We start from the raw sequence: 24,131 nt of genomic DNA on the forward strand, positions 1-24,131 counted from the left end.
CCAACTAGGCAACCTTTTTTATTATTCGTTTTCTGCGTTTAAGCTACTTCTTATTAAGCTCAATCACTTCTTTGTCTAGCTCTTCCAACTTAGCCACCATCTGTTCACGAGTTAGGTTTGCTAATTCACGAACGTTCGACTTGTCGTAGCCTTCAGTATTAATTGGGTCTAGCATTTCCACAATCACGTGGCCATTGTTCCAACGGTTCAGCTTAACGCCACCTGTAGAACTACACACGATAGGGATAATTGGTAAGCCAGCGCCAATCGCAGCATGGAAAGCGCCAGTTTTAAATGGCAACAGACCACGGCCTCGTGAACGCGTTCCTTCAGGGAACATCCATACCGAAACATCACTGCCTTTCAGGTTATCAACCACTTGATCGATTGTACCAACCGCTTTGCTGCGGTTTGCACGGTCAATTAGGATATTACCCGTCAACCAGTAAAGCTGACCAAACAAAGGCATCCACGCTAGGCTTTTCTTACCAACTGTTACCACTTTAGGCGTCACAGCCGATGATACCGTGAACAGGTCCCAGTTATTCTGATGGTTCGCAACATAAACATGTTGGCCACGAGAGTAAGCATCTTCAGGGATACGCAGCTCTAGCTTGATACCAAACACTTTCGACATACGACCGAAGTAACGACCAAAGGTAAATACGTGCTTTGGGTTACGTGGGCTAAGTAGACAATAGCCACAGCCGAATACAAACATAAGAATCGCAAATATCGCCAATGCGAAAATACGTAATATTGCTATCATTTTGTTCCTCACAACCGCAAAGCTTACCCACCTATTCACTTTATAATAAGCAAACAGGTTCACTTGCGGTAAATACAACTATAAAAAAGCCGAAACCAAGGTTCCGACTTTTGTGTTTTCATTTTACTGATTCATGAATTTACTAACCTAAGTTAGTTTGAGTCACGAAATCGGGTAATGTTTGCGCCCAGCGCTGAAAGCTTATCTTCAATCTTATCGTAGCCACGATCGATGTGATAGATACGGTCAACGATGGTTTCGCCTTGTGCGATACAACCAGCAATAACAAGACTCGCTGATGCACGAAGATCCGTTGCCATTACTTGAGCGCCGCTCAACTGCTCGGTTTCACCACAGATAGCTGTATTACCTTCAATCTCCGCTTTTGCGCCCATTCGCTGAAGTTCAGGAATATGCATGAAACGGTTTTCGAAGATGGTTTCAGTGATCACACCGCTACCTTTCGCCATCATGTTAAGCAGAGTAAACTGAGCTTGCATGTCGGTTGGGAAACCAGGGTGTGGTGCCGTTACGATTTTCACCGCTTTAAGCTCACGACCTGTCATATCAAGACTGATCCAGTCTTCGCCCGTTTCAACCTTCGCACCCGCTTCTTCAAGCTTCGCTAAGGCAGCTTCAAGAAGATGAGCGTTAGTGTTACGACAAACGACTTTACCGCCAGAAACCGCTGCAGCAACAAGGAAAGTACCCGTTTCAATACGGTCTGCAACCACAGAGTGTTGACCACCACCTAGACGCTCAACGCCCTCGATAGTAATCGTATCTGTACCTGCGCCAGAAATCTTCGCACCCAGTTTGTTAAGGAAATCAGCCGTATCAACAATCTCAGGCTCACGCGCTGAGTTATCTAATACCGTTTTACCTTCTGCGAGTGTTGCTGCACACATGATAGTGATCGTAGCGCCTACGCTTACTTTATCCATCACGATGTGCGCGCCTTTCAAACGGCCATCAACACTTGCTTTCACATAACCATCTTCCAATGTAATGGTTGCACCTAGTTGCTCTAGGCCATGGATATGCAGATCAACAGGGCGAGCACCAATTGCACAACCGCCAGGAAGTGACACTTGGCCTTCACCAAAACGAGCAACGAGAGGACCTAAAGCCCAGATAGAAGCACGCATTGTTTTTACTAAATCGTAAGGCGCACAAAATTCATTAATTTCGCTGCCATCAACATGAACGCTTCCGTTACGTGATACTTTCGCGCCTAAACGCTTTAGCAGTTCCATCGTAGTATCGATGTCACGTAGATGAGGAACGTTACTTACTTCCACTGACTCTTCAGCAAGAATTGAAGCAAATAGGATTGGTAGCGCTGCGTTCTTTGCGCCAGAGATCGTCACTTCACCGCTTAACGGCTTGTCTGATCCAATAACTCGAAACTTTTCCATCATAAACCTTAAAGTGACATCAGTTTCTTATCACGTTCCCACTCTTCCGGCGTGAATGCCTTGATAGAAAGAGCATGGATGTCATTGCGTTGAATGTGTTCCATTAGTGGGCCGTAGATTAGTTGCTGCTTCTTAACTCGATTCATGCCGTCAAAACATGGATCAACCGCAACAACTTCGTAATGACTGCCTTCACCTTTCACGATAATCTCTTGAAGGTTCAGTGCCTCTGCTAATAATTCTTGTACTTTTGTGCTGTCCACAAATAGCTCCTGCCTAATTTTTTATGTGTTCTGCCATCATTGGCTGGATATTGCTCAATTGGAACAACGTTCGTAATTGTTCTGGCACGAAACTGAGCATTATATGACAGTTTTGATTTTTTGCATGCTCTAATAAGTGAATTAGCATCACCATTCCTGCTGAATCGACTCGATTTATATGGCTAAGGTCAATTTCAACGCTCGATTCCGTTGTTTGCCACTTTTCCAATATACGCCAGATTGCAGGAACGCTGTCTCGGTCGATATCTCCGAGAAGCTGATACTCTATAGAGCTTAGCGCTTGCCATTGAGATTGGCTCATTATTTATTACTCTCAAAGCGAATCGGCTGTGCAGCCAGTTTCTCTAGCTCGTCAGCAACCGCTAAGATACCGTCTTGACGAATCTTAGTATTCCACTCTGATTGCTTGCTCGACAGCAGGCTAATCCCTTCCGCAACCATATCAAATGCTTTCCACTCGCCAGACTTTTTGTCTTTACGAAGTTTGAATTCCAATTTGATGTTAGGTCTTGGCGTATCAATGATATCAACCTTGATATTGGTGATACGGCTGTCTGCTTTAATTTTTGGTTCAGGGCCAAACTCGATGGTTTGGTCCGTGTATTGAGTTAACACTTGTGCGTATGAAGACACTAGGTACTTGCGAAATGCATCGATAAATACACGCACATCTTTTCTATCCGCGCCTTTCAAGTTTGACCCCAGCAACTTAAGTGCTGCATATTGAGCATTCACATAAGGCATCAACTCTTCTTCCACGATCACTTTGAGTAATTCTGGATCTTTGTGGACATTGTCTTGTTCGCTCTTCAAACGCTCAAATGCCACCTCAGCGACTTGCGTCATCATTTGGTAAGGCTGCGTTTTATCAATAGTTGCATCCGCAAAAGCTTGAGTTGAAACCAACAAGGCCATTACAGCGAAAAACCCTATTTTCAAGTGTTTCATCGTTTTCAACATCATCCTATTCCTCAGCTTTATTGTCATCAGAGCCGCCAACGCTATACAGCACTTGGCCAATCAAATCTTCGAGTACCAATGCCGATTTAGTGTCTTCAATCGAATCACCATCAACCAACATCTCTTCATCGTCAAAAATGAAGCCTGGAACTAAACTGATGTACTGCTCACCGATTAAACCTGACGTTAAGATTTGAGCACTAGAGGTATCAGGAAACTGTGAATACTTCGCATCAATCGACATTTCAACCACAGGCAGATAGCTTTCGGTATCAAGCTCAATGCTTTTCACACGACCAACAACTACGCCACCAACCTTCACTGGAGAACGAACTTTTAGGCTACCAATGTTGTCAAAGGTCGCTTTCAGATTGTAAGTATGGTTTGAACCCAGCCCTTTTACGTCAGCGACTTGAAAGATCATGATTAAGATTGCGCAAATTCCGGCTATAACAAAGGTGCCGACCCATAATTCTAACTTTCGAGTTTGTTGCATGATTAATTCCCAAACATCAATGCGGTAAGAACAAAATCTAGCCCTAATACCGCTAGAGAAGAGTGTACTACTGTACGTGTGGTTGCTTGACTAATACCTTCAGAGGTCGGTACCGCATCATAACCATTGAAAAGAGCGATCCAAGTTACGGTGATAGCAAAGACCATGCATTTGATCATGCTGTTACCGATATCTCGACCTAGCTCAACAGAAGACTGCATCGCAGACCAAAAGCTGCCGTGGTCAATGCCTTTCCAATCAACACCGACTAACTGGCCGCCCCAAATACCGACCGCCATAAAGATCATCGCCAGTAGAGGCATAGAGATAAGTCCAGCCCACAAGCGTGGTGCAATAATGCGCTTTAGAGGATCAACGGCCATCATTTCTAAACTGGAGATCTGCTCCGTTGCTTTCATCAAACCGATTTCAGCGGTCAGTGCTGAACCCGCGCGACCTGCAAACAGCAGCGCCGTGACCACAGGGCCAAGCTCTCGTAGTAATGAAAGCGCGACCATTTGGCCAAGGTTGCCCTCAGCGCCGTAGTCAATTAACACGACATAACCTTGCAGGCTTAATACCATGCCAATGAACAAGCCCGAAACTAAAATAATAGCCAATGACTGAACGCCAACGCTATAAAGTTGTTTAACTAATAAAGGGAAGTTTTTTAGTCGCGGGATGCCAAACAAAGCCCCGAATAACATCAGGCTTGCTCGACCAAATGACTCACAGATCGCAAGTGTTCGCTTACCGACACCTGCAATAGTTTTAGCAATCATATTAAAACAAATCCTTTTCAAGACTTTGCGCTGGGAACCTAAATGGCACAGGGCCATCAGCTTCGCCTTGCAAAAATTGCTGCACTCTCGGATCGTCATTGTTGTACAACTCTTCCGGTGACCCAGCAGCAATGATTTTGCCATCTGCGAGTAGGTAAACCCAATCCGCGATACTCATCACCTCAGGAACATCATGAGAAACGACGATAGACGTTAAGCCCAAGGCTTGATTGAGGTTGCGAATAAGTTCAACCAACACACCCATTGTAATTGGGTCTTGGCCGACAAAGGGCTCATCGTACATGATCAGTTCTGGATCCAGTGCAATAGCACGCGCCAATGCGGCACGCCTAGCCATTCCGCCAGACAACTCACTCGGCATTAACTGCGCTGCACCACGTAATCCTACAGCCTCAAGCTTAAGTAAAACGATGGTACGAATAAATTTTTCGTTAAGTTCAGTGTGCTCACGCAGTGGAAACGCCACATTATCAAAGACATTGAGATCCGTAAAAAGTGCACCCGATTGAAAGAGCATGCTCATTTTTTTACGTGCTTGATAAAGCTTTCGACGAGATAGAGTTGGGATATTGTCGCCATCAAACCAAACTTCACCGTTATCTGGAGGCAATTGTCCACCAATCAAACGCAGTAAAGTTGTTTTACCGATCCCTGATGGCCCCATGATGGCAGTAATCTTGCCTTGAGGGACCTCTAAACTGATGTCGTCAAAAATAACGCGATCACCGCGTGAGAAGCTAAGGTTCTTAACTTTTACAAGTTCAGTATTCGACATACTCTTGTAGTTTCCTTGCTTTAAAAAACGCCAATTATGGCTGCAATAATAATGAGTCTACTTTAGAATTAAAAGCACTGTTCAATTAATTCATATTAAACAGGAATCTATGCAGGGATTTGAAAGCATTAGAAAATTATCTTTTCAGATCTCTTTCTCAGTCGCTAAGTGGTAATTAATTTACTGAGTGACTTCCCTTTTATCTACCAACAGGTCAAAATTAGCGGTTAATTCTCCGTTTTTTATTAATTTTTTAGGAATCATCATGCTTGAAGCGATTGCGTTTCTTATTATCGGTCTAGGTTTTTTGGTGTGGAGTGCAGATAAGCTGGTTTACGGCGCCGCAGCTCTTGCTCGCAACTTCGGTATCTCACCATTAGTTATCGGTATGACGATTCTTGCAATGGGCTCTTCAGCTCCAGAAATGATGGTTTCTGCAACCGCTGCACTTGATGGCAAAACAGATACTGCGGTCGGAAATGTTTTAGGCTCAAACATTGCCAACATTGCGCTAATTTTAGGTATCACTGCGCTTATCAAGCCGCTATCAATCAGCTCCGCTGTGATTCGCCGTGAACTACCACTCATGATTGGTGTCACTTTACTAGCTGGCGCACTGCTTTGGGATAACCACTTAGGTTTCTACGAAGGCGTATTGCTATTTGTTCTATTCGGTGCGTTTTTGTTTGCCATGCTGCAAATCAGCCGCAGTGAGAAAAAGAACGGCGATGCGTTTCTTGATGAACAAGAATCAGAGATTCCAGAGGGCGTTAGTAACCCGAAAGCTGCAATGTGGGTAGTAATTGGTCTTATCATCCTTCCTTTAGCCGCTGATATGCTGGTTGATAATGCCGTGATCATCGCTAAGTTCTTCGGCATGAGCGACCTTGTGATTGGTTTAACCATTATTGCCGTTGGTACGAGTCTACCTGAGCTTGCTGCATCACTTGCAGGTGTAATGAAAGGCGAAGACGATATGGCCGTGGGTAACATCATTGGCTCAAACGTATTCAACATTCTGGCTGTTATGGGTATTCCAGGCATCCTAAACCCTTCTATCTTGAGCGAATTTGCGATGGGTCGTGACTTCTGGGTAATGCTAGGTGTATCTCTGCTACTTGTTGTGATGGCGCTAGGTAAATCACGCAGTGTGAATCGTATTGAAGGTGGCGTGTTAATCGTGACGTTCGTGGCTTACCAAAGCTACCTACTAATGAACATGTCGGCTTAATTGTTGACTTAACTTTCCGTACTTGGAGTATTTGATGTCTCAGCCATTTGATTATCGCAGTGTTGCCAAACAAGTTTTGGAAACTGAAGTTGCAGGTCTCACTCAATTGGACCAATATTTTAATGATGATTTTTGCAAAGCTTGCGACTTAATCCTAAACAACAAGGGTAAAGTGGTTGTGATGGGCATGGGTAAATCCGGTCATATCGGCAACAAAATCGCAGCAACGCTAGCAAGTACGGGTACATCAGCTTTCTTCGTTCACCCAGGTGAAGCGGCACACGGTGACTTAGGCATGATCGAACCGGGTGATATCGTGATTGCAATTTCGAACTCAGGTGAATCAGGTGAAATTCTTAGCTTGTTTCCTGTGTTGAAGCGTTTGAACATCAAGATCATCAGCATGACAGGTAAGCCTGCATCGAATATGGCGACCTTGTCTGATATCCATTTACAAATTTCGGTGCCGGAAGAAGCGTGTCCGCTAGGTTTAGCCCCAACAACCAGCACCACTGCTACCCTAGTAATGGGTGATGCATTAGCCGTTGCACTTTTACAAGCTCGAGGCTTCACGGCTCAAGACTTTGCCCTATCTCACCCAGGTGGCGCTTTAGGTCGTCAGCTACTATTGAAACTAGACGACATCATGCACACAGGCAATGCACTCCCTGTCGTTGCACCTGATGCTCTAGTAAGAGATGCTTTACTAGAGATATCTCAGAAAGGCTTGGGCATGACGGCCATCGTTGATCAGGATGGTCAAATGGCCGGTATTTTTACCGATGGTGATTTACGCCGTATCTTAGATAAACGCGTTGATATTCATAGCACTCAAATTGGCGATGTGATGACGCTAAACCCTACGGTTGCCGATCCGAACATGCTTGCGGTTGAGGGTTTAAACTTAATGCAAGCTAAAAGCATCAATGGCTTGATGCTATGCCAAGATGGCAAACTAGTTGGTGCTCTAAACATGCATGATTTATTGAAAGCTGGAGTAATGTAATGACACAGACAGTCGAAACTCTCTACGGCACTGTTGACTCAGATGTATTTGCTATCGCAAAAGACATCAAACTCCTAATTTGCGATGTAGACGGCGTATTCTCTGATGGTCGTATCTACATGGGCAACAATGGTGAAGAGCTGAAAACCTTTCACACTCGTGACGGTTACGGCATCAAATCACTGATGAACGCGGGCATTGAAATCGCAATCATCACAGGCCGTAAATCTCAGATTGTTGAAAATCGAATGACAGCTCTCGGTATCAAACTTATTTATCAAGGCCAAGACGATAAAGTTAAGGCTTACCAAGACATTTGCGATAAGCTTTCTGTTAATCCTGAGAACACTGGTTACATCGGCGATGACCTGATCGACTGGCCGGTAATGGAAAAAGTTGGCTTGAAGGTTTGTGTAGCAGATGGTCACCCGCTACTTGTACAGCGAGCAAACTATGTGACAACCATCAATGGTGGTCACGGTGCAGTACGTGAAGTCTGCGACCTTATTTTACAAGCAAGAAATGAACTCGACGTGCATAAAGGTTTAAGCATATGAGTTTTACTCGTATTATCTATTTAATACTAATATTTATTGCCTCTTGGTCGACCTACTACTTGTTCGACAAAGAGCAAACATCGACGATACAAGTGGCTCCGAATTTGGAGCTACCTGCTTTTAGCGGCAACAGCCTCAACAACATCAGTTACGATGAGTCAGGTATTCGCAGCTACCAAGTTGAATCGACGTATTTAGAACACTTCTCAGTGGTTGGCAACACGCACTTTCAAAACCCTGTTCTCTCGGTATTCCGTGAAGGGCATACGATTGAATGGCAAGTCACCGCTGATCGCGCGATTATGGATGAAAATCAGGTTGTCACTTTTTATGACAACGTTGTGGCAAAGAATCTACTGCCAGGGGCAAGCTTCGATACAATGACCACTGAAAAAATGGTGATTGAGCTGAAAAGCCGAGATTTTTATTCAGATACTCCGGTCCATATGATCGGTACATTTTTTGAAAATGAGGGTCAAGCAATAAAAGGTAACTTCGGTACCAACAATGCGACTCTCTTTAATTCTGTTCAAGGTAGATATGAAACTCTTACACCTTAGTTTATTCGCTTTGACTCTTGCGGCACCAAATGTCTACGCCCTATCTTCGGATAGCGAGCAACCTGTCTACATTGACTCAGACAGCCAGCAATTGGATATGAAAAGTAACCAAGTAACCTTCATTGGTGATGTAAACCTGAAACAAGGCAGCATCAATATCAATGCAGATAAGGTGATTGTTACCCGCAACGCCGTAAATGGTGAGATTGAAGAGATTCAAGGCTTCGGTAAACCGGCGACCTTCTCTCAACTGACTGATGATGGAAAGACGCTCTACGGTGAAGCTGACGACCTACATTACCAGCTTGTTGCTGACAAACTGATCATGACCAAGAATGCGATGCTATCTCAAGATGGCAGTATCATCCGAGGCTCTAAAATCACTTACCAGATTGGCTCTCAGAAGCTAGTCGCTGACAGTGGTGAGAACAAACGAGTATCAACGGTTTTACAACCAACGGAAGTGAATAAGTAGCCATGGCCGTTCTAAAAGCACAAAACCTAGCGAAAACATACAGCAAACGTAAAGTAGTGACTGACGTAAGCCTGCAGGTTGAGTCAGGCCAGATTGTCGGCTTGCTTGGTCCTAATGGTGCCGGTAAAACGACTTCTTTCTACATGATTGTAGGCTTAGTTGCACGTGACGAAGGTACCATCAGCATTGATGACCGAGATATCAGTATCTTACCAATGCATAGCCGTTCGCGACTTGGTATCGGTTACTTGCCTCAAGAAGCGTCTATCTTCCGTAAGCTGTCTGTAGAGAACAACATCATGGCGGTGTTACAGACCCGTGATGAGATGACCAATGAGCAGCGTCAGGATAAGCTAGAAGACCTTCTAGAAGAGTTCCACATCCAACATATCCGTCACAGTAATGGTATGGCCCTATCGGGTGGTGAACGTCGTCGTGTTGAAATCGCTCGCGCTCTTGCAGCGAACCCTCAGTTTATCTTGCTAGACGAACCGTTTGCTGGTGTTGACCCGATCTCGGTTATCGATATCAAGAAAATCATTGAACACCTGCGCGATCGCGGTTTGGGTGTTTTGATTACCGACCACAACGTTCGTGAAACATTAGACGTGTGTGAAAAGGCCTACATCGTGAGCCAAGGACACCTGATCGCAGAGGGTACTCCTGAAGATGTTCTCAATAACGAACAAGTTAAACAAGTTTATCTAGGCGAACAATTCCGTCTATGATTATATAGAGAGTATCGAGAGTTCTAAGAATAATAACTAGGTAAGTAACACTGAATGAAACCCTCATTACAACTTAAGCTAGGCCAACAGTTAGCAATGACTCCTCAATTGCAGCAAGCGATTCGTTTGTTGCAGTTGTCTACTTTAGATTTGCAACAAGAGATCCAAGAAGCACTTGAATCTAACCCACTACTCGATGTCGAAGAAGGCAATGAAGAAACGCCATCATCGGAAGAAAAGCCTAGCAGTGACGAGAAAGAAACAGTTGAAGCCGCAGAGCAAGACTTACCTGACAGCTCAGACTTAATCGAAAAATCAGAGATTGGTAACGAACTCGAGATCGACACAACTTGGGAAGATGTCTACAGCGCAAATACAGGTAACACTGGTATCGCAATTGATGACGATATGCCTGTATATCAAGGTGAAACCACCCAAAGCCTGCACGATTACCTACTTTGGCAACTCGACCTCACACCATTCACAGAAACAGACCGAAGCATTGCATTCGCGTTGATTGATGCCATCGATGACTATGGCTATCTCACCGTATCTTGTGAAGACATCCTTGAAAACTTCGACAGTGAAGACGTAGAGCTTGATGAAATCGAAGCTGTGCGCAAAAGAATCCAACAGTTTGACCCATTGGGTGTTGGTTCACTAAATCTTCAAGATTGCTTACTGCTACAACTGGCGACTTTCCCACAAGACACACCTTGGCTTGAAGAAGCTAAGTTAGTACTTACTAGCCATATCGACCAACTCGGTAACCGTGATTACAAACTGGTGATCAAAGAAACTAAGTTGAAAGAAGCAGAGCTACGTGAGGTTCTGCAACTCATTCAACAACTGGACCCACGACCAGGCAGCAAGATTACGCCAGACGAAACCGAATATGTGGTTCCAGATGTATCGGTATTTAAAGACCTAGGCAAATGGTTAGTAACCATTAACCCTGACAGTGTGCCAAAGCTGAAAGTCAATCAGCAGTACGCAGACTTAGGTAGTAAAGGTAACAGCGCCGATAACCAATACATTCGCTCGAACTTGCAAGAGGCGAAGTGGTTAATCAAAAGCTTAGAAAGCCGAAATGAGACGCTACTCAAAGTTGCGCGATGCATTGTTGAACATCAGCGCGATTTCTTCGAACATGGCGAAGAAGCGATGAAGCCGATGGTACTCAACGATGTTGCTTTAGCCGTTGATATGCACGAGTCCACGATCTCTCGTGTGACGACTCAAAAGTTCATGCATACGCCTCGTGGCATCTTCGAACTGAAATACTTTTTCTCGAGCCATGTCAGTACTGACAATGGCGGTGAATGTTCATCGACAGCAATTCGAGCACTCATTAAGAAGCTTGTTGCGGCAGAAAATACCGCTAAGCCTCTCAGTGATAGCAAGATAGCTGCTTTACTGGCTGACCAAGGAATTCAGGTAGCTAGACGTACGATAGCGAAATACCGTGAGTCTCTGGGCATTGCCCCATCGAGTCAGCGTAAACGCCTACTATAAGCAAATTGAGTCACTCTTAACTCAATCGCTATTATCGGGCACCAACTGAAAAGGAAAGTCTATGCAAATCAATATTCAAGGCCATCACGTTGATCTTACCGATTCAATGCAAGACTATGTTCACACCAAATTCGACAAGCTTGAACGCTTCTTTGATCATATCAATAGTGTTCAGGTTGTTTTAAAAGTTGAGAAAATCAATCAAATTGCAGAAGCGACCCTTCACGTAAACCAAGGCGAGATTCATGCAACAGCAACAGATGAAAGCATGTATGCTGCGATTGATGCGTTGGTTGATAAACTCGTTCGCCAACTCAACAAGCACAAAGAAAAGCTAAGTAGTCACTAACATGCAATTAAGCGAAGTACTTTCATTGGACTGCACCAAAAGTGCAGTCCAATGCACAAGCAAAAAGAGAGCTCTTGAGCTCATCAGTCAAATCGCAGCAGAGAGCTGTGGTCAAGATTCAACAGAGCTATTCGAATGCATGTTGAGCCGCGAGAAGATGGGCAGTACCGGTATTGGTAATGGTATCGCCATTCCCCATGCTCGTATGAATGTCAGTGATAAAGCGATTGCTGTATTACTGCAATGCCAAGATCCGATCGAATTTGATGCGATTGATAACCGTCCTGTCGACCTACTATTTGCTCTACTGGTTCCAAGTGAACAGTGTAAAGAGCATCTAAAAACCCTTTCTTGTATGGCAGAACGACTAAACGACAAGCAGACTCTTAAACAGCTGCGTAATGCTCAGAGCGATCAAGAGCTTTACGACATCATGATTCAAGTGCCAACTTGCGAGCAATAACATGCGATTAATCGTGGTTAGTGGCCAATCAGGGGCCGGTAAAAGTGTTGCGTTACGAGTCCTAGAAGACTTGGGGTATTACTGTGTCGATAATCTACCAGTAAACCTGCTCAACAACTTTGTCGAATCGGTACGCGAAAGCAACCAAAACGTTGCGGTAAGTATTGATATACGTAACCTACCGAAAGAGCCTCAGTTAGTCACCGACACGCTCGAGCAACTCGAGTTAGCTACAAACATCGATGTTGATGTATTGTTCCTCGATGCCAGCAAGCAGACACTCCTGAAGCGCTACAGCGAAACCCGCAGAATCCACCCTTTATCAATTGGCCAAGAGAAACTTTCTCTAGAGCAGGCTATTGATTTAGAAAAGACACTTCTCAGCCCTCTAGCAGAGCAAGCCAGCATTGTGATTGATAGCAGTGACTGTAACCTCTACGAGTTGAGTGAAAAAGTGCGCTTTAAAGTCGAAGGCAAAGAGAAGCAAGAACTAATCATTGTCTTTCAATCTTTCGGCTTTAAATTTGGTCTGCCAAGCGATGCCGACTACGTGTTTGATGTTCGCTTCTTACCAAACCCTCACTGGGAACCTGACTTACGACCAATGACAGGCCTTGATGCTCCGATTCACTCCTTCCTAGAGCAGCATCAAGAAGTGATTGAACTCAAACAACAAATTCAAGGCTTTGTTGAGCAGTGGCTACCAATGTTAGAGAAAAACAATCGTAGTTACCTAACGGTAGCCATTGGTTGTACTGGTGGTAAGCACCGCTCGGTGTATCTAACGCAGAAAATTGGCGAATACTTCGAACAACTTGGTCATCAAGTTCAAATCAGACATACCTCTTTAGAAAAGCACCAACAGGGCTAACCATGGAATTAACTCGAACTGTACTGATCCAAAACCGTTTGGGTCTTCACGCTAGAGCGGCCGTAAAGTTGGTTGAGCTTGCACAAAGCTTTGATGCCACTATCACAATTCATAGTGAAGAAGATAAAAGTGCCACCGCAGACAGCGTAATGGGACTATTGATGCTGGAGTCAGCCCAAGGCCAACACATCACGATTCAAGCTTCGGGTGCTGATTCACAACAAGCACTTGATGCCGTTTGCCACCTTATCGAAGATAAATTTGATGAGGGTGAGTAACCAAGACCCTTAACTCGTAACGCCGCAAACTCAAACGGTGAACCAACCTATATTAAATCTTAGTTCTACCTAAGTTTATGATTTAAATAAGCCCTAGAATTAAGTTACTATTCCAAGCATTGTAAGAATAATGAGATAGGAGGAAAATATGGCAGAGCAATTAGAATTCGACCAAGCTCACCAAACCCTCCAAGAAGTCAGCGAAGCCCTAGAAAACGGCCGATTTGTTCACGTACGCCGACAACTTCAGGACATGGAACCTGAGGATATTGCACACCTTTTAGAAGCCTCCCCTCGCAAAAGTCGTGACGTACTCTGGCAACTCACCGATCCAGAAGACTACGGTGAAATTCTTGATGAACTAAACGAAGACGTCAAAGATGCTCTTGTGTCAAAAATGGCACCAGAGACCTTGGCCGAAGCAACCGAAGGCATGGAGACCGATGACGTCGCGTACGTACTTCGAAGCCTGCCCGACGATGTATCTCGCGAAGTCCTTTCTCAAATGGACTCCGCCGATCGTGCACTAGTTGAAACCGCCCTGTCGTACCCAGAAGATTCTGCCGGTGCGATCATGAATACCGACGTAATCACGATTCGTGGTGATGTCGATGTCGATGTTGTATTGCGTTATTTACGTATGCGTGGCGAACTGCCTGATGCAACCGATGCTCTGTATGTCATTGATGAAGAAGAGCGCCTTATTGGTAACTTGTCACTTACGACACTGATTACGACTCAGCCTGATATCGCCGTTTCAGAAGTGATGGACGATGCAGATGAAGCCATCTCAGTAGAGACCAGCGCGTCGGATATCGCGAGCTTATTTGAGCGTCGTAACTGGGTTTCAGCACCGGTTGTCGATAGCAACCAACATCTCGTTGGTCGTATCACCATCGATGACGTGGTTGATGTTATCCGTGAAGATGCCGAACACTCAATGATGAGTATGGCAGGTATGGACGATGACGAAGATACCTTCGCACCGGTCGTAAAATCGGCTCGTCGTCGTAGCGTATGGCTTGGTGCTAACGTTCTAGCAGCGCTTGCTGCCGCATCTGTGTCCAACATGTTTGAAGCAACGCTCGACCAAATGGCTGCGATTGCGGTTCTGATGACGATTGTACCGTCGATGGGTGGTGTTGCTGGTAACCAAACCGTTGCTCTAGTGATTCGTGGTTTAGCACTCGGTCACATCGGTGACAGTAACAAACGCGAACTACTATTCAAAGAGGCAGCTATCGGCTTCCTCAACGGCGTTCTATGGGCCGTTATCATTGGTGGTATTGTGGTAGCTTGGAAAGGCAACTGGATACTGGGAGGCATCATCTCAGCCGCAATGATGACCAACTTGATAGTGGCTGGTATCGCCGGTGTAACCATTCCAGTGATGCTGAAGAAGATGAATATCGACCCAGCATTAGCCGGTGGTATGGCACTCACAACAGTAACTGATGTTATTGGCCTATCGGTGTTCTTAGGCTTAGCGACCATACTTATCTAAGTTGTCGTCATAAACCGCTTTAACTGCGAAACACTGAATACAAAAAGGGAGCCATCGGCTCCCTTTTTTAGTTCTTCAAGTTGGCGTTAAGTGAATTACTCGCCTGCCACTTTCATAGACTCAAGCAGGATCGACCCCGTCTGAATTTGAGAGCGTGTTTCAACGTCGTTACCCACTGCAACGATCTGATTGAACATGTCTTTTAGGTTACCCGCGATCGTCACTTCCGATACTGGGTATTGGATTTCTCCATTCTCAACCCAGAAACCTGCAGCGCCACGAGAATAATCGCCAGTGACAGTATTTACGCCTTGGCCCATCACTTCAGTTACGAGGAAGCCAGTACCCAACTCTTTAAGCATCTGCTCAAAGTTTTGGCCTGTCGACTTAACGAACCAGTTATGAATACCACCAGCATGACCTGTCGGTGTCATATCCATTTTACGTGCTGCGTAACTCGTTAGGAGGTAAGTTGCGAGCACACCATCGGTGATGATTTCACGATCTTGAGTAAATACCCCTTCACTATCAAATGGGCTCGACGCCAAGCCACGTAAGATGTGTGGGCGCTCAGAGATGTTGAACCAATCTGGCAAGATTTTCTGACCTAGATGATCCAATAGGAAAGACGCTTTGCGATACAGGTTACCACCGCTGATCGCCATCACTAGGTGGCCAATAAGGCCAGTTGCCACATCATTAGCGAACATGATCGGGTATTGACCTGTTGCTAGCTTTTTCGCATCTAAGCGGCTAATGGTCTTTTCTGCTGCTTCTTGACCTACGCGCTCAGGCGTCCATAGCTCATCACGGTGACGTGCAACGGTATAGCTGTAGTCACGTTCCATTTCACCATTAGCACCCTGACCAATCACGCAACAGCTCGTACTATGACGGCTAGATGCATAACTTGCTAGCAAACCGTGGCTGTTACCATAGACCTTAACACCGTAGTGGCTGTCGTAACTCGCGCCATCACTTTGTTTGATCTTGTCGCTATAAGCTAATGCTTGCTTCTCAGCAGCAATCGCAATCTCAGCGGCATAGTCTGGGTTTGGTTCATCAGGGTGAAAAAGGTCCAAGTCTGGAATCTCTTTCACCATGTATTCTTTTGCTGCAGGGCCAGCGAACGGATCTTCTGAGGTGTACTGAGCGATATCGAGTGCAGCTGCGACTGTTTGAGCAATCGCTTTTTCACTCAGATCAGATGTAGATGCACTGCCTTTTTTCTGGCCGCGATAAACAGTAATGCCTAGCGCACCATCACTATTAAATTCAACGTTTTCCACTTCACACATGCGTGTTGAAACACTCAAACCCGTTGACTTAGTAATAGCGACCTCAGCGGCGTCGGCACTCACAGAGGCCATGTCCAACGCTTTTGCAACTGCGGCTTCTAGATCAACTCTTTGCTGGGCGACTTGCTGTTTTACATCCATATCTATTCTAATTTTGTAGGTCAATATTACGTAGGATAACAAGAATTTCGCTTTCTCCCCAAGATTCTTGCTAAAATAGGCAATATATTCGTTTGAGATAGTGACATAGGCAGAAAAGATGGCTCGCAAAAACCAAAAAGCTCCATGGGAACCAGAAGAAGAAATCATCTGGGTAAGTAAAACCGAAATGAAAACGGACATGGAAGCCCTACAGAAACTAGGGGAAGAACTTGTTACCCTAAAGCCATCAGTATTAGAGAAATTCCCTCTGTCTGAAGATTTGGCACTCGCGATTAAAGACGCACAACGCTTTAAGAACGAAGCAAAACGTCGCCAGCTTCAATACATTGGTAAGATCATGCGTAACATCGACCCAGAGCCGATTCAAGCGGCTTTGGACAAGGTACGTAACAAGCACTCACAAGCAACAGCTGAGCTACACAAGCTTGAGCAACTGCGTGACCGTATCGTTGAAGAAGGTGATGCTGCTATTTCAGAAGTCATGGAAATGTATCCTGAAGCAGACCGTCAACGTCTTCGCCAATTGGCGCGTCAAGCTAACAAAGAGAAGAAAGCAAACAAGCCAGCAAAGGCTTTCCGTGAGATCTTCCAAATTCTGAAAGAGCTAAAACAAGAAGACTAATCCGTCATCGCTTTATCAGTTACCAAAAAAAGACCTAGCACGTGCTAGGTCTTTTTTTGATTCTGCCGGTAATTAAGTACTACTCGCCAGCTCTAACAAACGAGCTCAGCTCTGGCTGAGGGTGGTCGACAGTGAGTACCTCAATTGAGTCCTCAACCAATACCTTCCCCAAAGTAACGAACACAAATTTATTCGCAATGCTACGCGCATCACCTAAATGGTGCGTCACCATCAAAACCGTAATATTTCGCTCTGCCGCTAATCGCTTCACTAAGCTAAGCATCTCTTCTCGCAGCAAAGGATCAAGCGCAGAGAAAGGTTCATCAAGCAGCCAAATATCATGAGGCTGAACAAAACAACGCGCTAAGGCGACACGTTGGCGTTGACCGCCTGATAAGTGCTCAGGCAATCTATCCAAATACTCAGCAACACCAACTTGCGCTGCGGCTTGTTCCACAGATTGCTTTTGGGTTGCGGTAAGCTTTAACCCAGGATGCAAACCTAAACCAATATTTTCACGTACCGTGAGATGAGCAAATAGGTTGTGTTCTTGAAACAGCATTGCCAAAGGTCGCTGATGTGCTTCTTTGCCAATAAGCGACTGGCCGGCCACTGAAATCTCACCCGATGTTGGCTCAATAAACCCAGCAACCAATGCGAGTAGCGTTGATTTACCCGCACCACTTGGCCCCATCAGAGCAACAATATCGCCCTGCTCTGCTTGGAAATCAAAACTAAACAACTCTTGGTGATAGTGGTAATCCACATCTTTCATCACTAACATCATCGGTTCCTTAACTCTTTAGCTTTGAGCTTCGAGTAAACAAAAATTCAATCAGGCTAAAGCTGCCAACACTCAACAACAGTAGACTCACTGACACCACTGCCGCTGCTTCCATTTGATAGCTACCTAATAATTGGAATAGATACAAAGGAAGAGTTCTAAAATCTTGGCTACCAAACAAGGCAATCGCGCTTAGATCGCCCATCGCCAACATAAAGCTGATAGAGAAAGCCTGCGCCATCGGTTTGCGCAGTGCACGCCACTCCACTAACCTAAAGCGAGTAAAGCCGGTCATACCTAAACTGGCACACACATATTGATATTGCTGAGACAGATGCAACATAGGTTGGGCAAGTGTCTTAATCACATAAGGCAGTGCCATTAGGCTATTTACGGCAATCACAATAAAGAAAGCCAAGCTGAACACATCGGTAAATGAACGTAACAATAAGAAGATACCTGTGCTGATCACTAATCCCGGCGTCACCAAGATAATAGTGCCAATCAACTCGATCTTATCAGCTCTGATCGTCTTGTTTTGCAAGCGCCATGCACGGCTCGTGAGTAATATCGCGATACCTATGCCAACAGCAATAACACTCGCCAATAAAGCGACTCTTACCGACGTCATCAACGCCGCCCAAAACGACTCACTGACCAGTACTGTCAAGGCTTGAGCGTTAATACCACTAACAAGCACCATCAACAGTGGCGGTAATACGAGTATTGATACCATGATGATCCAAAAGCTATCCCAAGCTTTTGACCACCAGCTGTCCTTAACCAAATACTTCTCTTCCGACAGCTGACTCGCGGTCACTGAGATAGGCTTAGATAGGCGCTGAATACTCACCGCTAACACGCCGCACAACAGCATTTGCCATATCGCTAGTAAAGCCCCCGCTTGCAGATCAAAGTCGAATTTAATCGCCTGATAAATAGCAAGCTCGATAGTGGTTGATTTAGGTCCACCGCCTAGCGCCATCACAGTTGCAAAGCTGGTAAAGCACAGCATGAAAACTAAACCACATACATGGGGTAACTGTTGCCTTAAGCGAGGCCACTCAACCCATCTGAATTTGTTCCAATGACTCATGCCTAAATGCGCGCACAACTTGTGTTGCTCAGCGGGCACGGTATCTAAGGCTTGCAGAAGTAAGCGACAGGCATAAGGCAGATTGAAGAAGACGTGTGCCAACAAAATACCATTCAGGCCATAAATCGAAAATGGTAACTCAATGTCGAAGTTCGCCAAGAACTTAGCTAACCAACCACTGTTACCGTAAATCGCCAGCAAGCCGAATACACCGACTAACACAGGCAGAACTAAGGTCGACGCAAAGAGCCTTAACAGTAGTACTCGCCCAAAAAACTGTCTGCGACACAGGGCGTGTGCAATAGGTATAGCAAAGCCAACACTCAGCACCGTTGAGAGTGTCGCTTGATAAAAACTGAACTTCGTTACATGCCAATAGTAGGGATCGGACCATACTTGGCTGATATCAAGAGAAGGGGCATTGCTAAGCAATGCCCCTACTGCTGAAACCACGAAGGCGGTAATGAGTATCGCGACCCAAATACCGACCTTAGGCGTTTTCTTTATCATAAATTGATTTTTACCGTAAAAAGTCCATTCCAAACATAAAGAATGGCTTTAAATACAGGTCGTTCATTCTTTTAAAGGTAAATTAAAAAGTAAGTGCACTCTGCCATTCACGAATCCAAGGCTTACGCTTCTCGGCGATCTCTTCAGAGCTAAAGCTTAGCGCTTGCTGAGGTACCGTCAGTTGTTCGAAACCTTTAGGTAGCTCAACATCTGTCACTGGGTACATCCAGTTGCCTGTCGGCATCGCCGATTGGAATTCATCACTTAGGATAAACGCCATAAACTCATCAGCAAGCTTTTCATTCTTGCTGCCTTTGACCTTTGCTACCACTTCCACTTGAGTGTAATGCCCCTCTTCAAAGTTCGCGGCAGCGTACTTAGAATCGTTCTCCGCAATGATGTGGTAAGCCGGAGAAGTGGTGTAAGACAATACTAAATCAGATTCACCCTCTAGGAACATAGAGTAAGCTTCAGACCAGCCTTTAGTTACCGTCACCGTTTTCTGAGCTAGCTTCTTCCACGCCGCTGTCGCTTCATCACCGTATACCGATTTCATCCAAAGCATCATGCCTTGGCCTGGGGTTGATGTACGTGGATCTTGGTAGATAACCTTCAGGTCTTCACGTTGCTCAACCAACTCTTTCAGACTTTTCGGTGGGTTTGCTAGCTTCTCTGTATTGTAGACAAAAGCGAAGTAGCCAAAGTCGTAAGGTACAAATGTATTGTCGTCCCAACCATTTGGCAGTGTTACTGATGATGTATCAACATTATGCTCAGCCAGTAAGCCAGTCGCTTTCGCTTCAGCCATGAGGTTGTTATCTAAGCCCAAAACGATGTCAGCTTTGCTGTTGCCGCCTTCAAGGCGTAAACGGTTCAAGATAGAGACACCATCTTCGAGCGCGACAAAATTCACATCACAGCCACACTTTTCTTCAAACGCTTTCTCGACGGCAGGACGAGGGCCCCAATCCGCAGCAAAAGAGTCATAGGTGTAGACGGTTAACGTATCGTCTGCAGAAAAGGCAGAAAAAGAGATAGCTGTAGTAACAGCAAGGGTAGTTAATGTGAATTTCACTGGACGCTCTCCATGGTCTGAGCGGCACAGGTTTGAGGGAGGAGAACGATGGAGGTTGTTCCTAACTCAATTCCTACGCCAGCATTATCTGGTTCAGGTTTACGGGTCCCAAGCACCTGCTTGATCTCAGCTCGCATTCATTATTTGAATGGTTTGCTCCCCGATGAGTGTTCAGAATTGTAATTCGATTTTTAACAATAAGCTATCAAGTTTGGATCAATTACGTTGATCGTAGCCCCATCTAGGCACTAAACCTTGGTCAATACCAAGATGGTCCAGAATGCGCGCCACCATAAAATCGACCAAGTCTTCTATTGACTTAGGTTGGTGATAAAACCCCGGAGCGGCTGGCATGATGGTTACACCCATCGTCGATAGCTTGTGCATGTTCTCTAGATGTAGCGTTGAGAATGGCGTTTCACGAACCACCAATAACAGCTGGCCTCGCTCTTTCATCACCACATCTGCTGCGCGCTCAATCAGGTTATCCGATAACCCATGGGCAATCGATGCCAAACTGCCCGCAGAACATGGGCAGACCACCATCTGCTTCGGCGCTGCAGAACCTGATGCAACTGGAGAGAACCAGTCATCTTTGCCGCATACCACCAGCTTTTCTGGATCGCAGCCCAAGTGCTTAACCAAGGCTTGCTTTGCCGCATCCGGTCCGGCAGGTAACTTGAGCTCATGCTCTGTTGCCAACACCACTCGCGCTGCCGACGAGATCAACAGATAGACCTGATAGTCTGCTGCCAACAAGCATTCAAGCAAGCGCAGTCCGTAAGGCGCACCAGATGCGCCAGTAAAAGCAAGAGTTATCGCTTTATCGTGTTTTGTCATGTTCTCAGTTACTTCAATTATAAAGTCGTGGACTGGGTTAACCTTTAAGAGCTAACGCGTCCAACAATTTCTGGTGAATACCACCAAAGCCACCATTACTCATTACCAGAATTTGGTCGCCCGCTTGCGCCTCTGAAACAATTTTAGCAACAAATACATCCATATCGTCACTAACATGTGCAGGCTGATGACAAGCATCTGCGACATCCTGCACCGACCAATCAATGTTGTCCGGTTGGAATAAGTAGGTGGAATCCGCTTGTTTAAGCGAATCAGCCAAGGTTTCTTTATGCACACCACGTTTCATGGTGGCGGAACGAGGCTCTAAAACGGCAATGATTTTTTTCGAGTCGACCTTATTACGTAAGCCGCCGAGCGTAAGTTCAATCGCCGTTGGGTGATGAGCAAAATCATCATAAACAGACACACCAGCTACCTCGCCTTTAAACTCTAGACGACGTTTAGTATTGATGAATTTCGCCAACGATTCACACGCTAAATCTGGTGTCACACCCACATGCCTTGCCGCAGCAATCGCCATAAGAGCATTGTTGACATTATGATCACCAACCAAGTCCCAAACTACTGTACCAACACACTCACCTTGGAAGTAAACTTCAAATTGAGAGCCATCTTTAACTCGTTTTTTGGCATCCCAATCGCCAGCTTCGCCACTCGATTCTGTCTCACTCCAGCAGCCACGTGATAAAACATCTTGAATCGCGGTGTCTTGCTTGGGTGAGAAAATACGACCATTGCCTGGCACAGTTCGCACTAAATGATGGAATTGGCGTTTGATCGCTTCAAGATCGTCAAAGATGTCGGCATGATCGAACTCAAGGTTATTCATTACCAAGGTTCTTGGATGGTAATGAACGAACTTAGAGCGTTTGTCGAAAAAAGCACTGTCGTATTCGTCGGCTTCTACCACGAAGAACATGCTGTCACCTAAGCGAGCAGAGATACCAAAGTTACCCAATACCCCACCAACTAAAAAGCCTGGCGCATAACCGCAGTCTTCTAAGATCCAAGCCAACATACTGGAAGTTGTAGTTTTACCGTGAGTACCGGACACCGCAAGAACCCAGCGGTCATGCAGTAAGAACTCTTGCAGCCATTGTGGACCAGAGGTGTATCTAAGGTTGTTATCCAAAACATACTCAACACATGGGTTACCACGGCTCATCGCATTACCGATAACCACCAGGTCAGGCCTAGGCTCTAGTTGGCTTGGGTCGAACCCTTCAATAATTTCAATCCCTTGCGACTCCAACAAGGTGCTCATTGGTGGGTAAACATTCGCGTCACTACCCGTAACCTTGTGACCTAATTGACGAGCCAATACCGCAGCACCACCCATGAAGGTGCCACAAATTCCTAAGATATGAATATGCATAAATTGCTTCCAAAACGCTTGGCTAAATAAACAGTGCCTAATTAAAACGGCTTGTACTCATTATCATTAAATGACGCTTAAAAGCGAGCAGCAATGCAAAACAAATTGAGTCGACATAGTAAGTGAGATCTGTGTCGCTTAGTTCATTACCATTAAAAAGATCTAAGCCTTAGAATTTAGGTAAGCGTCTAGATGAATAAAGCCCACTTAAGAGGCAAATTCTATGGTGCTCAAATCCCCCCTAATATTCAGAGAAGTTTAAGGAAATAACATGTCTGAGATGCGCACCCTTGGTGAGTTCATTGTTGAGAAACAGAGTGACTTTCCCCATGCAAGTGGTGATCTATCATCCCTTTTGTCATCAATTCGTCTTGCTGCAAAAATTGTTAACCGTGAAATCAACAAAGCAGGTCTTGTCGACATTACTGGCGCTGTTGGTACAGACAACGTTCAAGGTGAAGAGCAGCAGAAGCTAGACCTTTATGCGAACGACAAATTTAAAGCGGCTCTAGAAGCTCGTGACCAAGTTTGTGGTGTAGCAAGTGAAGAAGAAGACGAAGCGGTTGCCTTCAATAAAGAGCTCAACAAAAACGCAAAATACGTCGTGTTGATGGACCCGCTTGATGGTTCATCAAATATCGATGTAAATGTATCGGTTGGTACGATTTTCTCTATCTACCGCCGTGTCTCTCCAATCGGAACACCACCGACTCAAGAAGACTTCCTGCAACCAGGCCACAAACAGGTAGCTGCCGGTTACGTAATTTACGGTTCTTCAACCATGCTGGTTTACACAACGGGTGCTGGCGTAAATGGTTTCACCTACGATCCATCTCTGGGTACTTTCTGTCTATCTCATGAAAACATGATGATTCCAGACGAAGGTAAGATCTACTCGATCAACGAAGGTAACTACATCCGCTTCCCAACCGGAGTTAAGAAGTACATCAAATACTGTCAGGAAAGCGAGCCAAGCGATAACCGCCCTTACACGTCACGTTACATTGGTTCTCTTGTGTCTGATTTCCACCGTAACTTGCTAAAAGGCGGCATCTACTTGTACCCAAGTACAGAGAGCCACCCTCAAGGTAAATTGCGTTTGCTTTATGAATGCAACCCTATTGCTTTCCTTATGGAGCAAGCTGGCGGTATAGCATCAGACGGTGCACAACGTATTATGGATATCAAACCAACAGAGCTACACCAACGTGTGCCTTTCTTCGTTGGTTCAACAAAAATGGTACGTAAAGTAGAAGAGTTTCTTGAGCTGAACCCTGAGTAACCCTCTCATTTCATTCTCAAACTA

Annotated in this window: 28 protein-coding genes and 1 riboswitch; of the genes, 14 read left to right on the forward strand and 14 right to left on the reverse strand. The window is 45.3% G+C overall.

Annotated features, from left to right (window positions below; all coding sequences use genetic code 11):
• Nucleotides 1-43 precede the first annotated feature (43 nt).
• The 8 genes from JC606_RS08480 to mlaF all read right to left on the reverse strand — a co-directional run bounded on the left by JC606_RS08480 (nucleotide 44) and on the right by mlaF (nucleotide 5,505).
• Entirely contained in the window at nucleotides 44-769 is a 726-nt protein-coding gene (locus JC606_RS08480; protein ID WP_198778432.1) for a 1-acylglycerol-3-phosphate O-acyltransferase, read from the reverse strand.
• Between the two features lie 152 nt (nucleotides 770-921).
• On the reverse strand, nucleotides 922-2,187 hold the full coding sequence (gene murA / locus JC606_RS08485) for a UDP-N-acetylglucosamine 1-carboxyvinyltransferase (RefSeq protein WP_198778433.1): 1,266 nt from the start codon (nucleotides 2,185-2,187) through the stop codon (nucleotides 922-924).
• Between the two features lie 8 nt (nucleotides 2,188-2,195).
• Nucleotides 2,196-2,450 (reverse strand): BolA family iron metabolism protein IbaG, encoded by a 255-nt coding sequence (gene ibaG, locus JC606_RS08490; protein WP_137407609.1) that lies wholly within the window; start codon nucleotides 2,448-2,450, stop codon nucleotides 2,196-2,198.
• Between the two features lie 13 nt (nucleotides 2,451-2,463).
• Nucleotides 2,464-2,772 carry an STAS domain-containing protein gene (locus tag JC606_RS08495; RefSeq protein WP_102426036.1) on the reverse strand — a complete coding sequence of 103 codons (309 nt, stop codon included), beginning with the start codon at nucleotides 2,770-2,772 and terminating at the stop codon, nucleotides 2,464-2,466.
• Nucleotides 2,772-3,386, reverse strand: coding sequence for an MlaC/ttg2D family ABC transporter substrate-binding protein (locus JC606_RS08500; protein ID WP_137407623.1), 615 nt, complete (start codon nucleotides 3,384-3,386; stop codon nucleotides 2,772-2,774). The genes JC606_RS08495 and JC606_RS08500 overlap by 1 nt, the downstream gene beginning before the upstream one ends.
• Nucleotides 3,387-3,435: 49 nt before the next feature.
• A complete protein-coding gene (mlaD, locus tag JC606_RS08505) occupies nucleotides 3,436-3,927 on the reverse strand; it encodes an outer membrane lipid asymmetry maintenance protein MlaD (RefSeq protein WP_102426034.1) in 492 nt (163 codons plus the stop codon).
• Nucleotides 3,928-3,929: 2 nt separating this feature from the next.
• Complete coding sequence (gene mlaE / locus JC606_RS08510; RefSeq protein WP_008220420.1) at nucleotides 3,930-4,709, reverse strand: lipid asymmetry maintenance ABC transporter permease subunit MlaE; 780 nt, start codon at nucleotides 4,707-4,709, stop codon at nucleotides 3,930-3,932.
• Between the two features lies 1 nt (nucleotide 4,710).
• Nucleotides 4,711-5,505, reverse strand: coding sequence for a phospholipid ABC transporter ATP-binding protein MlaF (gene mlaF, locus JC606_RS08515; protein WP_008220421.1), 795 nt, complete (start codon nucleotides 5,503-5,505; stop codon nucleotides 4,711-4,713).
• A gap of 265 nt (nucleotides 5,506-5,770) precedes the next feature.
• On the opposite strand from mlaF, the gene JC606_RS08520 reads away from it, so the two are divergent.
• From JC606_RS08520 to mgtE, 12 genes are all read left to right on the forward strand, one after another.
• Nucleotides 5,771-6,736, forward strand: coding sequence for a calcium/sodium antiporter (locus tag JC606_RS08520; protein ID WP_008220425.1), 966 nt, complete (start codon nucleotides 5,771-5,773; stop codon nucleotides 6,734-6,736).
• A gap of 34 nt (nucleotides 6,737-6,770) precedes the next feature.
• Nucleotides 6,771-7,742, forward strand: a complete 972-nt coding sequence (gene kdsD / locus JC606_RS08525; protein WP_102425639.1) for an arabinose-5-phosphate isomerase KdsD — start codon at nucleotides 6,771-6,773, stop codon at nucleotides 7,740-7,742.
• A complete protein-coding gene (gene kdsC / locus JC606_RS08530) occupies nucleotides 7,742-8,299 on the forward strand; it encodes a 3-deoxy-manno-octulosonate-8-phosphatase KdsC (protein WP_102425640.1) in 558 nt (185 codons plus the stop codon). Before kdsD ends, kdsC begins: the two co-directional genes overlap by 1 nt.
• Nucleotides 8,296-8,859, forward strand: a complete 564-nt coding sequence (lptC, locus tag JC606_RS08535; RefSeq protein ID WP_137407608.1) for an LPS export ABC transporter periplasmic protein LptC — start codon at nucleotides 8,296-8,298, stop codon at nucleotides 8,857-8,859. The genes kdsC and lptC overlap by 4 nt, the downstream gene beginning before the upstream one ends.
• On the forward strand, nucleotides 8,840-9,334 hold the full coding sequence (gene lptA / locus JC606_RS08540; protein ID WP_004738701.1) for a lipopolysaccharide transport periplasmic protein LptA: 495 nt from the start codon (nucleotides 8,840-8,842) through the stop codon (nucleotides 9,332-9,334). The genes lptC and lptA overlap by 20 nt, the downstream gene beginning before the upstream one ends.
• Before the next feature lie 2 nt (nucleotides 9,335-9,336).
• A complete protein-coding gene (gene lptB, locus JC606_RS08545) occupies nucleotides 9,337-10,062 on the forward strand; it encodes an LPS export ABC transporter ATP-binding protein (protein WP_004738702.1) in 726 nt (241 codons plus the stop codon).
• Between the two features lie 54 nt (nucleotides 10,063-10,116).
• On the forward strand, nucleotides 10,117-11,577 hold the full coding sequence (locus JC606_RS08550; protein ID WP_105025877.1) for an RNA polymerase factor sigma-54: 1,461 nt from the start codon (nucleotides 10,117-10,119) through the stop codon (nucleotides 11,575-11,577).
• Between the two features lie 61 nt (nucleotides 11,578-11,638).
• Complete coding sequence (gene hpf, locus JC606_RS08555) at nucleotides 11,639-11,926, forward strand: ribosome hibernation promoting factor (RefSeq protein ID WP_004738706.1); 288 nt, start codon at nucleotides 11,639-11,641, stop codon at nucleotides 11,924-11,926.
• A 1-nt stretch (nucleotide 11,927) separates the two neighbouring features.
• Nucleotides 11,928-12,389: a PTS IIA-like nitrogen regulatory protein PtsN gene (gene ptsN, locus JC606_RS08560; protein ID WP_004738707.1), complete on the forward strand. Its 462-nt coding sequence runs from the start codon at nucleotides 11,928-11,930 to the stop codon at nucleotides 12,387-12,389.
• Nucleotide 12,390: 1 nt separating this feature from the next.
• Nucleotides 12,391-13,260 (forward strand): RNase adapter RapZ, encoded by an 870-nt coding sequence (gene rapZ, locus JC606_RS08565; RefSeq protein ID WP_137407607.1) that lies wholly within the window; start codon nucleotides 12,391-12,393, stop codon nucleotides 13,258-13,260.
• A 2-nt stretch (nucleotides 13,261-13,262) separates the two neighbouring features.
• Entirely contained in the window at nucleotides 13,263-13,538 is a 276-nt protein-coding gene (locus JC606_RS08570) for an HPr family phosphocarrier protein (protein WP_137407606.1), read from the forward strand.
• Between the two features lie 148 nt (nucleotides 13,539-13,686).
• The gene (mgtE, locus tag JC606_RS08575; protein WP_004738711.1) at nucleotides 13,687-15,042 is read left to right on the forward strand and encodes a magnesium transporter; all 1,356 of its coding nucleotides are present in this window, start codon (nucleotides 13,687-13,689) and stop codon (nucleotides 15,040-15,042) included.
• A 95-nt stretch (nucleotides 15,043-15,137) separates the two neighbouring features.
• On the opposite strand, the gene pmbA is transcribed toward mgtE, so the two are convergent.
• Complete coding sequence (gene pmbA, locus JC606_RS08580; RefSeq protein ID WP_105057617.1) at nucleotides 15,138-16,481, reverse strand: metalloprotease PmbA; 1,344 nt, start codon at nucleotides 16,479-16,481, stop codon at nucleotides 15,138-15,140.
• Between the two features lie 118 nt (nucleotides 16,482-16,599).
• Between pmbA and yjgA the strand changes: the two genes are divergently transcribed.
• Nucleotides 16,600-17,124, forward strand: a complete 525-nt coding sequence (gene yjgA / locus JC606_RS08585) for a ribosome biogenesis factor YjgA (protein ID WP_102423887.1) — start codon at nucleotides 16,600-16,602, stop codon at nucleotides 17,122-17,124.
• 79 nt (nucleotides 17,125-17,203) lie between these two features.
• Here yjgA and thiQ read toward each other — a convergent pair whose 3' ends face one another.
• From thiQ to mpl, 5 genes are all read right to left on the reverse strand, one after another.
• The gene (gene thiQ, locus JC606_RS08590; protein ID WP_198778434.1) at nucleotides 17,204-17,908 is read right to left on the reverse strand and encodes a thiamine ABC transporter ATP-binding protein; all 705 of its coding nucleotides are present in this window, start codon (nucleotides 17,906-17,908) and stop codon (nucleotides 17,204-17,206) included.
• A 10-nt stretch (nucleotides 17,909-17,918) separates the two neighbouring features.
• On the reverse strand, nucleotides 17,919-19,514 hold the full coding sequence (thiP, locus tag JC606_RS08595) for a thiamine/thiamine pyrophosphate ABC transporter permease ThiP (protein ID WP_198778435.1): 1,596 nt from the start codon (nucleotides 19,512-19,514) through the stop codon (nucleotides 17,919-17,921).
• Nucleotides 19,515-19,596: 82 nt separating this feature from the next.
• Nucleotides 19,597-20,589, reverse strand: coding sequence for a thiamine ABC transporter substrate binding subunit (gene thiB, locus JC606_RS08600; protein WP_198778436.1), 993 nt, complete (start codon nucleotides 20,587-20,589; stop codon nucleotides 19,597-19,599).
• Between the two features lie 53 nt (nucleotides 20,590-20,642).
• A riboswitch (TPP riboswitch) is annotated at nucleotides 20,643-20,762 on the reverse strand.
• A gap of 43 nt (nucleotides 20,763-20,805) precedes the next feature.
• Nucleotides 20,806-21,429, reverse strand: a complete 624-nt coding sequence (locus JC606_RS08605; RefSeq protein ID WP_004738720.1) for a flavin prenyltransferase UbiX — start codon at nucleotides 21,427-21,429, stop codon at nucleotides 20,806-20,808.
• Between the two features lie 37 nt (nucleotides 21,430-21,466).
• Complete coding sequence (gene mpl, locus JC606_RS08610) at nucleotides 21,467-22,825, reverse strand: UDP-N-acetylmuramate:L-alanyl-gamma-D-glutamyl-meso-diaminopimelate ligase (RefSeq protein WP_137407603.1); 1,359 nt, start codon at nucleotides 22,823-22,825, stop codon at nucleotides 21,467-21,469.
• A gap of 271 nt (nucleotides 22,826-23,096) precedes the next feature.
• Between mpl and fbp the strand changes: the two genes are divergently transcribed.
• A complete protein-coding gene (gene fbp, locus JC606_RS08615) occupies nucleotides 23,097-24,107 on the forward strand; it encodes a class 1 fructose-bisphosphatase (RefSeq protein ID WP_008220458.1) in 1,011 nt (336 codons plus the stop codon).
• The last annotated feature ends 24 nt before the right edge of the window (nucleotides 24,108-24,131 follow it).

The organism is Vibrio sp. IB15 (genome assembly GCF_016406055.1).
Taxonomy (GTDB): Bacteria; Pseudomonadota; Gammaproteobacteria; order Enterobacterales; family Vibrionaceae; genus Vibrio; species Vibrio chagasii.